At 67.1% G+C, this 12960-nt stretch carries 15 protein-coding genes; 8 read left to right on the top strand and 7 right to left on the bottom strand.

The features are described from left to right. Positions 1-24: 24 nt before the first annotated feature. Positions 25-330, bottom strand: coding sequence for an iron donor protein CyaY (cyaY, locus tag H261_RS13065; RefSeq protein ID WP_008618227.1), 306 nt, complete (start codon positions 328-330; stop codon positions 25-27). Positions 331-452: 122 nt separating this feature from the next. Here cyaY and rpmE point away from each other — a divergent pair, with 122 nt between their 5' ends. After that, the gene (gene rpmE, locus H261_RS13060; RefSeq protein WP_008618224.1) at positions 453-686 is read left to right on the top strand and encodes a 50S ribosomal protein L31; all 234 of its coding nucleotides are present in this window, start codon (positions 453-455) and stop codon (positions 684-686) included. A gap of 208 nt (positions 687-894) precedes the next feature. Continuing rightward, positions 895-2649 (top strand): adenylate/guanylate cyclase domain-containing protein, encoded by a 1755-nt coding sequence (locus tag H261_RS13055; protein WP_008618205.1) that lies wholly within the window; start codon positions 895-897, stop codon positions 2647-2649. A gap of 6 nt (positions 2650-2655) precedes the next feature. On the opposite strand, the gene H261_RS13050 is transcribed toward H261_RS13055, so the two are convergent. Continuing rightward, entirely contained in the window at positions 2656-3057 is a 402-nt protein-coding gene (locus H261_RS13050; protein ID WP_008618203.1) for a DUF1465 family protein, read from the bottom strand. 291 nt (positions 3058-3348) lie between these two features. Here H261_RS13050 and H261_RS13045 point away from each other — a divergent pair, with 291 nt between their 5' ends. Next, positions 3349-3543 (top strand): hypothetical protein, encoded by a 195-nt coding sequence (locus H261_RS13045; protein WP_008618201.1) that lies wholly within the window; start codon positions 3349-3351, stop codon positions 3541-3543. 69 nt (positions 3544-3612) lie between these two features. Here H261_RS13045 and H261_RS13040 read toward each other — a convergent pair whose 3' ends face one another. From H261_RS13040 to H261_RS13025, 4 genes are read right to left on the bottom strand one after another with little or no spacing between them, the layout of a single operon-like run. Beyond that, the gene (locus H261_RS13040; protein ID WP_040476427.1) at positions 3613-4464 is read right to left on the bottom strand and encodes a substrate-binding domain-containing protein; all 852 of its coding nucleotides are present in this window, start codon (positions 4462-4464) and stop codon (positions 3613-3615) included. A gap of 13 nt (positions 4465-4477) precedes the next feature. Next, complete coding sequence (locus tag H261_RS13035; RefSeq protein WP_008618196.1) at positions 4478-5287, bottom strand: substrate-binding domain-containing protein; 810 nt, start codon at positions 5285-5287, stop codon at positions 4478-4480. A gap of 14 nt (positions 5288-5301) precedes the next feature. Continuing rightward, the gene (locus H261_RS13030) at positions 5302-6030 is read right to left on the bottom strand and encodes an ATP-binding cassette domain-containing protein (protein ID WP_008618194.1); all 729 of its coding nucleotides are present in this window, start codon (positions 6028-6030) and stop codon (positions 5302-5304) included. Further along, a complete protein-coding gene (locus H261_RS13025) occupies positions 6027-6731 on the bottom strand; it encodes an ABC transporter permease (protein ID WP_008618185.1) in 705 nt (234 codons plus the stop codon). Before H261_RS13025 ends, H261_RS13030 begins: the two co-directional genes overlap by 4 nt. 157 nt (positions 6732-6888) lie before the next feature. Here H261_RS13025 and rimO point away from each other — a divergent pair, with 157 nt between their 5' ends. The 3 genes from rimO to H261_RS25790 all read left to right on the top strand — a co-directional run bounded on the left by rimO (position 6889) and on the right by H261_RS25790 (position 9898). Then, positions 6889-8235: a 30S ribosomal protein S12 methylthiotransferase RimO gene (rimO, locus tag H261_RS13020; protein ID WP_008618184.1), complete on the top strand. Its 1347-nt coding sequence runs from the start codon at positions 6889-6891 to the stop codon at positions 8233-8235. Between the two features lie 90 nt (positions 8236-8325). Beyond that, positions 8326-9690: a sensor histidine kinase gene (locus tag H261_RS13015; RefSeq protein ID WP_008618183.1), complete on the top strand. Its 1365-nt coding sequence runs from the start codon at positions 8326-8328 to the stop codon at positions 9688-9690. A gap of 70 nt (positions 9691-9760) precedes the next feature. Then, positions 9761-9898: a hypothetical protein gene (locus H261_RS25790; protein WP_008618182.1), complete on the top strand. Its 138-nt coding sequence runs from the start codon at positions 9761-9763 to the stop codon at positions 9896-9898. A 45-nt stretch (positions 9899-9943) separates the two neighbouring features. On the opposite strand, the gene H261_RS13010 is transcribed toward H261_RS25790, so the two are convergent. Further along, positions 9944-10978: a ParA family protein gene (locus tag H261_RS13010; RefSeq protein ID WP_008618181.1), complete on the bottom strand. Its 1035-nt coding sequence runs from the start codon at positions 10976-10978 to the stop codon at positions 9944-9946. 96 nt (positions 10979-11074) lie between these two features. On the opposite strand from H261_RS13010, the gene H261_RS13005 reads away from it, so the two are divergent. Continuing rightward, entirely contained in the window at positions 11075-11560 is a 486-nt protein-coding gene (locus H261_RS13005; protein WP_040476426.1) for a winged helix DNA-binding protein, read from the top strand. Positions 11561-11617: 57 nt separating this feature from the next. Then, positions 11618-12931, top strand: a complete 1314-nt coding sequence (gene purB, locus H261_RS13000; RefSeq protein ID WP_008618179.1) for an adenylosuccinate lyase — start codon at positions 11618-11620, stop codon at positions 12929-12931. The last annotated feature ends 29 nt before the right edge of the window (positions 12932-12960 follow it).

Genomic DNA, 12960 nt, shown 5'->3' with positions numbered 1-12960 from the left:
GAGCGCGGGCGTCCCGCCCGTAACTCACGCCACCACGCCGATCTCGGCCAGCAGCAGACCGAGCAGTTCGATCTCGGCATTGCGGGTCGACACCCACCGCTCGCCGCTCCAGCCGAAATGATGGGCGCCGCTTTTCGGCGACGACAGCCAGATTTCGCGGTTGGGGGAATGCTTGTTGATCACGTACTGGCCGATGCCCGGCAGGGTGAGCGTCAGGATGCCCGCGTGCAGGTCGGCCTCGGAATCGTCGATGGCATCCTCGACCGCATCGGCGATGCGCTCCAGCAACGGGTCGGCAAGGCTGGCGAAACGGCTTTCATCGAGACTCATCGGGCATCTCCAGGGGTTGGGGCGGCGATGCTAACCCGAATTCCTCTCCGGGGTGAAGGACCGCTTGCGCACCGCCCCGGTATTGGCTATATACGCGCCTTCGATTTGCGGAGCTTCAGGCTATGAAGGACAACATTCATCCCGACTACCACGAGATCAACGTGGTGATGACGGACGGCACCGAGTACAAGACCCGGTCCACCATGGGTAAGGCTGGCGACACTCTGCGCCTGGATATCGACCCCAAGTCGCACCCGGCCTGGACCGGCGTGCACCGTATGGTCGATACGGCCGGCCAGTTGGCCAAGTTCAAGAAGCGCTTCGACGGCTTCGGCATCAAGTCGACCAATTCCTAAGAGGGATTGGCGATGCCGGATTGGCCTCGGCCGTCCGGCATCCGCCTGCGCCAAATTATCGGACTGCACGATCGGCCGGCTTTAACGCCGGCCGAAAGTGTTTGCTGTGGACTTCTTGACGTCCAGCGGGTAGAGCAAATTTTTAACAAGGGAGCTGTCATACTCCCTGGCCGATTTGTAATTGAAGCCAGACGGTGATTGGGCGGACATGATCATCGTTCATTTTGAAGTTTACGTCATGGAAGGCCGGGGGTGGATGCTGCACGCACGCTTCCCGCGGCTGGAGCGTGACGAGGCTGTCCGCGAGGCCAAGGAGCTGGAAAGCACCCTTGGCGTGCGCACCAAGGTGCTGCGCGAGACCTACAACACCGACACCAACGTGTTCGACGAGGCCGAGGTCTACCTGTCCGGCCGCAACGTCCAGACCAAGAAGAGCCCCGCCGGAGCCGGCGGCGGCGGGGGTGGCGGCGGCAAAGGCGGCGGCAAGGACGGGGACGCCGGCAAGGGCGGCTCCGCCAGGGTGGCCGCCGCCAAGAAGGCGGCCAAGGCCGCCCGGGCACGCTCCGGCGGCCCCAGCATCGGCGCCGGCGCCACCATCCTGCGCCTGACCGTCATTCTGCTGGTGGCGTCGGGAATGGGGCTGGGAGCCCTTCGTCTGGTGCCCTCGGGTATCGTCTTCCTCTACGATTACGGCTACCGCATCACCCCCGACGCCTATGGCCAGATGCTGGTCGCCGTGTTCGGCCTGGTGTTCCTGGGCACCGCCGTGCCGCTGGGCCTGCGCTTCATGCCACGCAACGCCAATTTCCAGTTCAACCGCGGGGCCGCCGCCGCCCCGCCGCCGCCGCCCCGCCCCCAGCCGTCCGAGGCGGTGAAGAAGTCGCTGAACAAGCTGGCCAAGAAGGCCGAGGCCGAGATGATCCCCGAGACCTGGGGCGACGACCCCGAACCGGAACCCGCCGAGGCCACCCCGCCGCCCGAGGCCGAGCCGCCGCCCCTGGCCGGCCCGGCCGGGGAGCCTTCGGCCACCGCTGCCGCCGTGGACGCCATCCCCTCCACCCCGGTACTGGAAGCCACCAGGAAGGTCACCGACCGCTTCGTAGACAAGTCCATGGAGATCGTCCGCCAGACGGCGCCCAGCACCGACAAATACACCACCTTCGGCCTCAACCTGTTCATGGCCGGCGCCGTCCAGTCCATCGCCCGTGCCCAGAAGCTGGATTCGGCCGGCCAGCGCAAGCTGCTGAAATCCATCATCGAGAAGCTGGGCACTCCCGGCGACCTGGCCGCCGTCTTCTACGACAAGGTGCCGGAATACATGGGCGAGCAGCGCTATGCCCGCATGTTCGAAGCCGGCAAGTCCTCCATGGAATCCTGGGCGGAGGGTGATGAAGGCACGCCGATGATCAAGCTCCAGACCTCGCTCAAGGACTGGAACAAGCCGGCCACCGAAAAGAAGCAATCGGCCCTCATGACGGTGATGTTCACCGACATGGTGGGCTCCACCGACCTGACCCAGGCGCGCGGCGACCAGGCGGCCCAGGAGATCGTGCGCAAGCACAACGCCATCGTCCGCACCGCGCTGACCCAGTTCGCCGGGCGCGAGGTCAAGCACACCGGCGACGGCATCATGGCCTCGTTCGCCTCGGCCGCCAACGCGGTGGAGGCCACCGTCCAGATCCAGCGCCAGGTCACCACCCACAACGAGAAACAGCCCAACCTGCCGCTGCATCTGCGCATCGGGCTGAATGCCGGCGAGCCCATCCAGGAAGAGGACGACCTGTTCGGCTCCACCGTCCAGCTGGCGGCCCGTGTCTGCGCCGCCACGGATTCGGATCAGACCCTGTGCACCCAGGTGGTCAAGGACCTCGCCGCCGGCAAGGGCGCGTTCCAGGACGGCGGCATGCACGCCCTGAAGGGGTTCCGCGACAAGTTCCAGCTGTGGGAAGTGGTCTGGCGCTGAAGCTGCCTAATGCAGCACCCGCTGTATCAGCATCTCCTCCAGCCGCGCCACCCGGACGTACAGGCGGTACGAACGGTCCATCAGGCTGCGCAGGTGATTGGGCAGGGTCTCGTCGCCGCTGAAGCTCTCGTCCAGGCAGACGTCGGCCCCCGACAGGCGGCATTCGTCGCGCAGCGCCTCCTCGGCCTCCACCTCGCCCTCCTGGACGGCGCGCTGGAGCATCAGCCAGGCCATCACCTGGGTCAGGCGGGAGGTGACCCGCATGGCCTCGCAGCTCATGCGCAGGCCGACCATGCCGCCGACCCGCTCGCGCTCGCGGCGCTCGGCGAATGTCAGGTAGTTGCGGGCCTCGACCATCAAGGTCATGGTCTCGTCATAGGTCCTGCGAAAAAAAGCGGGCTGGGGCATGCGCTTTTCTCCATACCGTCGCCCGTTCGTCGCCGCGGAAACAGCGACCCGCGAACTCGGCCCATACCCCCTAAGGTGACACTTCCGCCGCCCGACTTCAACCGTTGCCGTGCCGAAATCACTTTCCGTTACAGAGGATTCCCGGCAAACGGATAGGGTTATTGTCACCGAAAATTGATTCGACACAGTGTAAATTTACATAAAATTTTATATGTGAAGCCCATCACTGAAATATGAATAATATTATAATAGGATAAAGCCAGTTGTTCACTTTACATACGGCTGGTCATCATGCGCTACGTCATCAACGAATCATTCGACAAGAGTGAAATCAACCGTTGCTTCGAGGCGGACATCTGCCCGACCATCGGCAAGGCTCTCAGGACCCGAAGCGGCAAATGGTATCGAATCCAAGATGTCGCCTGGTACCGCGACCCGTTCGACCACCACCCCAACATCCGCGTCCTGCTGCAGCGGATCCAGTAAGACACGGGAATCCAAAGGGCGGCATCCCCGGCCAGCCGCGGGGATGCCGCCCTTTTCGTTCGAGGGGGCTCACAATCCCGGCGGCCGCACCTTGGCTCCGGCGTTGGCGAAGAACAGCGGCGCCCCGTATTCCGCCCGTCCGAACCGGGCGATCAGGGCCTGCGCCTCGTCGCCCACCAGCCAGTCGGCGAAGCGCTGGGCCCCGGCGGCGTTGGCCTTGGGGAAACGTTCGGGATTGGTGCGGATCACGGCGATGAAGTTGAACAGATCGGGATGGCCCTCCACCAGCAGGGCCAGGGACAGCCTGGCCTTGAGCACCAGCCAGGTGGCGCGGTCCATCAGCACGTAGGCGCCGCGCTCGTCGGCGTGCTTCAGGGTCGGGCCGTTACCGCCGGCCCCCTTCTCGAACACCTCGTACCAGGCCCCCTGGGGCTGGAGGCCGGCCTTGTCCCACAGGGCCTTTTCCGCCACGTGGGTGCCGGAATTGTCGCCCCGCGTCACGAAGCGGGCCCCGGCCTCGGCAATGCGCCGCAGCGCCGCCTTGGGGTCGGCCATGCCCTTGATGCCGGCGGGATCGGAGGCCGGCCCCAGCAGGACGAAGTCATTGTACATGACGTCGCGGCGGTCGACGCCGAAGCCGTCGGCCATGAACTTCTTTTCCAGGGACAAGGCGTGGACCATCACCAGATCAAATTCGCCCCGCTTGGACATTTCCAGGGTGGCGCCGGTCCCCGCGCCGACGAAGCGCACCACCATGCCGGTGCGGGCGTGGAAGGCCTGGGCCAAAGCGGGCACGATGCCGGCGTCGATGGGACCGATGGTGCTGGCCAGCAGCACCACCTCGGACGGCTCCGCCGCCGCCGCCATCGCCGCGACACCCGCGCTGCCGAGCGCGCCGCCGAGAAAAGCTCTGCGATTCATGGTCCGGCCCTCCCTATCTGGCATCGCCGAAAAACAACTGCTCGCCGCCGATCTTGAAGGCGGCGATGGCCGCCTGGCCCTTGGGGCCGCTCAGCCATAGGTGCCAGGCCTTGGAATCGGCGGCCTTCACCGCCTTGTGCTTCTCGGGATTGACCAGGATCGAGCCGTAGGGATTGAACAGGGCGCGGTCGCCCTCCACCACGATGGCCAGGGACTGGCGGTTCTTGAAGCTGGCCCAGGTGCCGCGATCGGCCAGGGCGTAGGCGTTCATGCCGGCCGCCGTATTGAGCGTCGGCCCCATGCCCGAGCCCAGTTCGCGATACCACTCGCCGCCGGCCTTGACGTCCACCCCGGCCTTCTTCCACAGGCGCAGTTCACTGCGGTGGGTGCCGGAATCGTCGCCGCGGGACGCGAAGGGCGCCTTGGCGGCGGCGATCTTCTTGAACGCCTCGGCGGCGTCCTTGCCGCCCTTGACGCCGGCCGGATCGGCCGACGGCCCCACCACCACGAAGTCGTTGTACATCACGTCGCGGCGGTCCAGTCCAAAGCCCTCGGCCACGAACTTGTCCTCGCCGGCCCGGTCGTGGACCAGCAGGGCGTCGGCGTCGCCGCGCTCGCCCAGCTTCAGCGCTTGGCCGGTGCCCACCGCCACCACGCGGACCTCGATGCCGGTCTCCGCCTTGAACAGCGGCAGCAGATGGCCGAACAGCCCCGACTGCTCGGTCGAGGTGGTCGACGCCAGGGTGATGAAGCGGTCCTCGGCCCCGGCGGGGGCGGCGGCCAGCGAAAATACCGCCAGGACGGCAAGCAGCAGACGTTTCATGGGATGGTTCCTCCTCAGCAAACCAGTTCGCCGGCCAGAAAGGCGCGGGCTTGGGGCGATGCCGGCCCCTTGAAGAATTCCACCGCCGGGGCAAGCTCCACCAGGCGGCCGCGGGACAGGAACACCACCTCGTCGGCCAGACGGCGGGCCTGCCCCAGATCATGGGTGGTCATGACGATCTTGGTGCCCGAGGCGTGGAACTCCTGCACCGCCATCTCCACCGACAGGGCGGCGGCGGGGTCGAGCGCCGAGGTCGGCTCGTCCAGGAACAGCACGTCCGGCCCGGCGGCCCAGGCCCGGGCCAGGGCGAGGCGTTGCTGCTCGCCGCCCGACAGCACGCGGGCCGGGCGCTGGGCCAGGGCGGCGAGGCCGAAACGCTCCAGCGCCTCCATGGCCAGTGCGCCGCGGCGGCGCCACGGCACGCCGCCCAGGGCCAGGACATAGCGGACATTGGCGACGGCCGAGCGGCGCAGCAGTACCGGACGCTGGAACACCATGGCCTGACGGCGGCGCACCGGCTCGCCCGCCATGGCGCCATGCCAGCGGACGCTGCCGTCGCTGGGCGCCAGCAGGCCGTGGCACAGGCGCAGCAGCAGGCTTTTGCCCGCCCCGTTGGGGCCGAGAATGATGGTCCGCACCCCCGCCTCGAGGCGCAAGGTGATGTCGTCCAGCAGGGGGCGCCCGCCGACGGCGAAGCCGACCCGCTCCAGTTCCAGCGGCAGGATGGTGTCGGGCGCCCTCATCCCATCCTCCGCCGCGCCCATTGCCCGACCAGGAAGACCGCCGCGTTCACCCCCGTCACCAGGGCGATGAGGATCAGCCCCAGCCCCAGGGCCAGGGCCAGATCGCCCTTGCTGGTTTCCAGGGCGATGGTGGTGGTCATGGTCCGCGTCACCCCCTTGATGTTGCCGCCGACGATCATCACCGCCCCCACCTCGGCGGCGGCACGGCCGAACCCGGCCAGCACGGCGGTCAGCAGGCTGAAACGCCCGTCCCACAGCAAGGTGGCCATCCGCCCCAATCCCGACACGCCCAGCGAGCGCAGCTGTTCACCGTATTCCTCCCACAGATCGGCCACCACCTGGCGGGACAGGGCGGCGACGATGGGCAGGACCAGCAGGGTCTGAGCCACAACCATGGCGGCGGGAGTGAACAGCAGCCCGGCCTCGCCCAGCGGCCCGGCGCGGGACAGCAGCAGATAGACGCCAAGGCCCACCACCACCGGCGGCAGGCCCATGAAGGCGTTGAGCATCACCACCAGCGCGCCGCGCCCGGGAAAGGCCGACAGCGCCAGCACCGCCCCCAGCGGCAGGCCGATCAGTGCGGCCAGCAGCACCGCCGATCCCGACACCAGCACCGACAGCCGCACGATGCCCAGCATCTGCGGATCAAGGGTGACGACAAGCTCGAGGGCCAGAGACAGGGCCTGGGACAGATCGGACATTTCGCGCCTTTCCTGTCCCATTGTGCATTCTTTCCGCAATCTTGTTAAGAAACGAATGTCATTGCAGGAATTAGGGAAATCGCGGCGCAAGGCTTGCTTTTCGGTGCCGATTCCCGCTAAGTCACGGCGAATTTCACAGACAAGCGCGGCTCCTTCCATGTCTCAGGCGAATCCCAAGGTCGGCATCGTCAGCCTCGGCTGCTCCAAGGCCCTGGTGGATTCCGAGCGCATCCTGACCAAGCTCAGGGCCGAGGGCTACGACATCTCGGGCAGCTATGACGGCGCCGACGTGGTGATCGTCAACACCTGCGGCTTCCTGGATTCCGCCCGCGCCGAATCCCTGGAGGCCATCGGCGAGGCCCTGGCCGAGAACGGCAAGGTCATCGTCACCGGCTGCATGGGCGGCGACGAGAAGGCCATCCGGGCCGCCCATCCGTCGGTGCTGGCGGTCAGCGGACCGCACCAGTACCAGGCGGTGGTCGAGGCGGTGCACGCCGCCGTGCCGCCGCTGCACGATCCCAAGCTGTCGCTGGTGCCGCCCGAAGGCCTGCACCTGACGCCGCACCACTACGCCTACCTGAAGATTTCCGAGGGCTGCAACAACAGCTGCTCGTTCTGCATCATCCCCGACATCCGCGGCCCGCTGATGAGCCGCCCGGCCGCCGACGTGCTGGGCGAAGCCGAGCGTCTGGCCGAGGCCGGGGTGCGGGAATTGCTGGTCATCTCCCAGGACACCAGCGCCTACGGCCTGGACCTGCGCCACGCCGAAAGCTCCTGGCGCGGCCGGCCGGTGCGCGCCCACCTCACCGACCTGGCCGGTGCCCTGGGCGAACTGGGCATCTGGATCCGCCTGCACTACGTCTATCCCTACCCCCATGTGGACGAGATCATTCCGCTGATGGCCGAGGGCAAGATCCTTCCCTACCTGGACATCCCCTTCCAGCACGCCAGCCCCAACGTGCTGAAAGCCATGCGCCGCCCCGCCAACCAGGAGAAGGTGCTGGGCCGCATCCGCTCGTGGCGCGAGACCTGCCCCGAGCTGACATTGCGCTCCACCTTCATCGTCGGCTTCCCCGGCGAGACGGAGGAGGATTTCGATTCCCTGCTGGGCTGGCTGGAAGAGGCCCAGCTGGATCGGGTGGGCTGCTTCAAGTACGAGGATATCAAGGGCGCACCCGCCAACGCCCTGGACGACCAGGTCGACGAGGACGTCAAGGAGGAGCGCCACCAGCGCTTCATGGAGGCGGCCCGCCAGATCGCCGACGAGCGCGGCGCGCGCAAGGAAGGCACCCGCATCGAGGTGATCGTCGACGAAGTGGACGAGGAAGGCGCCATCGGCCGCTCCAAGGCCGACAGCCCCGAGGTGGACGGCGCGGTGTTCATGAACGGCGAAACCGACCTGGAACCCGGCGATCTGGTGATCGTCGAGGTGGAGGCGGCCGAGGATTACGACCTGTGGGGCGACGTGGTCGAGCGCCTGCCGCCGCCCCGCCCGCGCCGCTGAGTCCGGCGGGGCTAAATTATACCTTATTCACGTTCGTGAATTTATCGCGCCATGCGATAATTGGTGATCGCGCTATGGGGATCGCCGATTTTGACGCACGCCGCGCATTACACCTTCGCCAATTCGCCACGCGCCCTGGCGGTCCTGGGACCGGACGGCAATCTGGCCCATGTGGGTGATACGCTGTGCCGGGCGCTGGGCATGGCGGAGGCCCGGCTGGCCGGCACCCGCCCCGGCTGGGTGGACGGTCCCGATTGCACCCAGACCCCCCTGCCCGGCGGACAGGTCCTGGTGGAACTGGCCCCCGAGGCGGAAGCCCGGCTGCGCGACAGCCTGCGCGTCAATGTCGAGATGCGGGCCATCATCGAGAACACCTTCGAGTTCATCGGCCTGCTGTCGCCCGACGGACGGCTTCTGGACGCCAACCGCACCGCGCTGGCCTTCATCGGCCTGGACTCCATCGCCCCGGTCCTCGGCGCCCACTTCGCCGAAACCCCCTGGTGGGAGCATTCCCCCGACGAACGCGCCATGCTGCGCGACGCCATCGGGCGGGCGGCGGCGGGCGAGTTCGTGCGGTTCGAAACCACCCATGTGGATTCCAGCGGCGGCATCGCCTATGTGGATTTCTCCCTGAAGCCGGTCCCCGACCACGACGGCAACATCCTGTTCCTGGTGCCGGAAGGGCGCGACATCACCCAGCGCAAGCGGTCCGAGGCCGCCCTGGTCTCCGCCAAGCAGGAGGCCGAGGCCGCCAACCGCGCCAAGTCGCAGTTCCTCGCCACGGTGAGCCATGAACTGCGCACCCCGCTCAACGCGGTGATCGGCTTTTCCGAGGCGGCCCTGTCCGGGGCGGTCGGCGTCATGGATCTCGACCGCTACCTGGAATACCTGGACCTCATCCATTCCGCCGGCCTACACCTGCGCGCCCTGATCGAGGACATCCTCGACGTGTCGCGCATCGAGGCGGGGCGCACCGAACTGGACGAGGAGGAGGTCGATCTGGCCGACCTGATCCGCACCGTCATCCGGTTGCTGGAGCACAAGGCCGCCGTCAACGCCATCGAACTGCCGGTGGAGATCGATCCCGCCCTGCCGCGCATGCGCCTCGACGCCCGGCGCATGCGACAGATCCTGCTCAATCTGGCGGGCAACGCCCTGAAATTCACCCCCGCCCTGGGCCGGGTGACCATTTCCGCCCACCTGCGGCCCGAGGGCGTCGAGATGGCGGTGACCGATACCGGCATCGGCATCGCCCCGGAGCACCACGCCAAGGTCTGGCAGGCCTTCTATCAGGCGGATTCCTCCCTGTCGCGCCGCCATCAGGGCTCCGGCCTCGGGCTGGCCATCGTGCGGCATTTCGTCGAGGCCCACGGCGGAACCGTCTCCCTCGACAGCATTCCGGGCCAGGGAACCCGCGTCGCGGTGCTGCTGCCCGGCAGCTGCATCGTCGCCTAACCAAAGTCAAATACCAAACTCTGCGGCTTGGTTATTCTCCCTGAGCAACAGCCGTTCAGAGGAGACGCACATGCGCAATTCCGACAATTCCACTAAGGTTTTCTCCGTCCGCCTGTGGCGCGGCGCGGCCCAGGCCGCCTACCTGCTGGCGGTGGGGGTGAGCTTCACCCTGGCCCTGGCCGCCGGCATCACGCTGCTGGAAGGATAAGCATCCCGGCCGTTGGGAATGCGGGCGAGACGCCCCCCCCACCGGTCAGAGCGGCATGTACATCCAGCGGCCGAAGGCGTAGCCGACGCAGCCGCCCAGCAGGATCAGCATGATGGCGACGCCGATCTTCCAGCGCAGGTCGGAGACTTCGGGCATGACGTCCACCGTCTCGGCCAGCTGATCGTCCCAGTTGGGACCGGGGGCCGGCCCCGGCTCCAGGGGCGGAGACTGGCGGACGGGGGGCAGTTCCTCGTCTTCTCCCTCCGACGGCCCGCCGGCCGCCGGCGCCTTGGCCGGCGGGGCGCCGCGCGGCTCCAGCATGTGGGCATCGACGAAATCGGCCAGATGGACATAGGCCTTGGCCGCCGGGCTGTCCGGGTCGAGGATGACCAGCGGCAGGTCGCGGGCCGCCGCTTCCACCACCTTGAGGTCGCGGGGCACCCGCACCGGCAGCACCCGCCCGCCGAACGAGGCGGTGACGGCGTCGCTGATGCGGTGCATGACGTCGCTGTCCTCGGTCATGGTGAACAGGATGCCCATGGTCTCGAGGTTGCGGTTGAAATGGGTGCGCACCCGCTGGATGTTCCACCACGCCTTGTGCAGGCCGTCCAGGGCCAGCGGGGCCGGCACCACCGGCAGGATCACCACGTCGGCGGCCACCGCCGCGTTGACCGACAGGATGCCGAAGGCCGGCGGGCAATCGACCACCACCACGTCCACGTCGGCCGGCGTGCTTTCCAGGGCGCGTTCCAGCACGTATTGCGGCTCGGGCTTGACGGCGATCTCCACATCGGCCCACGACAGATCGTCGGAGCCGGCGACCAGGCGCAGATTGGGATAGGGCGTGGCGCGCGAGGCGTGGGCCACGTCCACCTCGCCGCGCAGCAGCTGGTAGGCGCCGGTGGCCGCCGGCGCGGTCAACCCGACGCTGGTCGAGGCATTGCTCTGGGCGTCCAGGTCGACCAGGACGACCTTGCGCCCCAGTTCGGCCAGGCAGACCGCCAGATTGACGCTGGTGGTGGTCTTGCCGATGCCGCCCTTCTGGTTGAACACCACCACGATCCTGGGCTTGGCGCTCACCGTCACTCCTCCCGCAAAATCCGCAAGGGACAATAGCCGCCTCCCGGGGCGGGCCGCAACCATAGCTCGGGAATAGCCTGTTGTCGCGGCAAGGGAATGCCCCTATACTCCGCCCCCGTGAGCCAGCCATACTTCGACATAATTCGCTTGATCGAGCGCCTGCACAGACATTTCCTGGATGTCTTGCGTACGGAGTTGCGTCGATTGAGCATCGAAGACATCAATGCCGTCCAGGCCTTGCTGCTCTACAACATCGGTGAGAACGAAGTGGTGATCCGCGACCTCAAGGATCGCGGTTACTATCAGGGCTCCAATGTTTCCTACAACATCAAGGCGCTGACCGAGTGCGGCTACTTGATGCAGGAACGTTCCACCCATGACCGCCGTTCGGTTCGCCTCAAGCTGACCGACAAGGGCCTGTCCCTGTGCAATTCCATCCGCAAGCTGCAGGACGACCTGTCCGGAGTGCTGGGCGGTGACGATAAGACGGCGGCCCAGCTGGACACCACCCTGGAGACCATGCAGCGCCTGGAACGCACCTGGACAGACTTCGTCCATTACGGACGCATCCGCGGCCTTTAATCCCGGCCCTCTTCGTGGTATCTCCCCCTCCTCGATTGCTTGAGGAGGCCTCGCGCCATGATCCCCCGCTATTCCCGCGCCGAAATGACCAAGATCTGGGAGCCGGAAAACCGCTTCCGCATCTGGTTCGAGATCGAGGCCCATGCCTGCGACGCCCTGGCCGAGATCGGGGTGATCCCCAAGGAATCGGCCCGCACCATCTGGGAGAAGGGCGACAAGCCCTATACCCCGGCGCGGTCGGCGCGCATCGACGAGATCGAGGCGGAGACCAAGCACGACGTCATCGCCTTCCTCACCGAGCTGGCCGAGCATATCGGCCCCGAATCCCGTTTCGTGCACCAGGGCATGACCTCGTCGGACGTGCTGGACACCTGCCTCAACGTGCAGCTGACCCAGGCCGCCGACATCCTGATCGCCGATCTGGACCGGGTGCTGGCGGCGCTGGAGAAGCGGGCCTTCGAGCTGAAGGACGTGGTGTGCATGGGCCGCTCCCACGGCATCCACGCCGAGCCGGTGACCATGGGCCTGAAATTCGCCACCTTCCATGCCGAGTTCCAGCGCAACCGCCGCCGCCTGAAATCGGCGCGGGAAGACATCGCCACCTGCGCCATCTCGGGCGCGGTGGGCACCTTCGCCAACATCGACCCCCGGGTCGAGGAGCATGTGGCGGCCAAGCTGGGCCTGAAGCCCGAGCCGGTCTCCACCCAGGTGATCCCGCGCGACCGCCACGCCCAGTTCTTCGCCACGCTCGGCGTCGTCGCCAGCTCGGTGGAGCATCTGGCCATCGAGATCCGCCACCTGCAGCGCACCGAAGTGCGGGAAGCCGAGGAATACTTCTCGCCCGGCCAGAAGGGCAGCTCGGCCATGCCGCACAAGCGCAATCCGGTGCTGACCGAGAACCTCACCGGACTGGCCCGCATCGTGCGCGGCATGGTGATCCCCGCCATGGAGAACGTCGCCCTGTGGCACGAGCGCGACATCTCCCATTCCTCGGTGGAGCGGATGATCGGCCCCGACGCCACCGTAACCCTGGACTTCGCCCTCAACCGCCTGGCCGGCGTGGTCGAGAAGCTGGTGGTCTATCCCGACGCCGTCGAGAAGAACCTCAACCAGCTGGGCGGGCTGGTGTTCTCGCAGCGCGTCCTGCTGGCGCTGACCCAGGCCGGCATGAGCCGCGAGGACTCTTACAAGGCGGTGCAGCGCAACGCCATGAAGGTCTGGCTGGAATCCGCCAACTTCCTCGACCTGCTCAAGGCCGATGCCGAGGTGGCCGCCAGGATTCCGGCCAAGACCCTGGAAGAGCTGTTCGACCTGGGCTACCACACCAAGCATGTGGACACCATTTTCAAGCGCGTGTTCGGCCGCGCCTGACGCCGGCCCGGCCATGCCGTCCCCGACCC

The organism is Paramagnetospirillum caucaseum, from assembly GCF_000342045.1.
Lineage (GTDB): Bacteria > Pseudomonadota > Alphaproteobacteria > Rhodospirillales > Magnetospirillaceae > Phaeospirillum > Phaeospirillum caucaseum.
The sequence above is the reverse complement of the archived record's forward strand: the minus strand, read 5'-3'. Positions and strand labels throughout refer to the sequence as shown.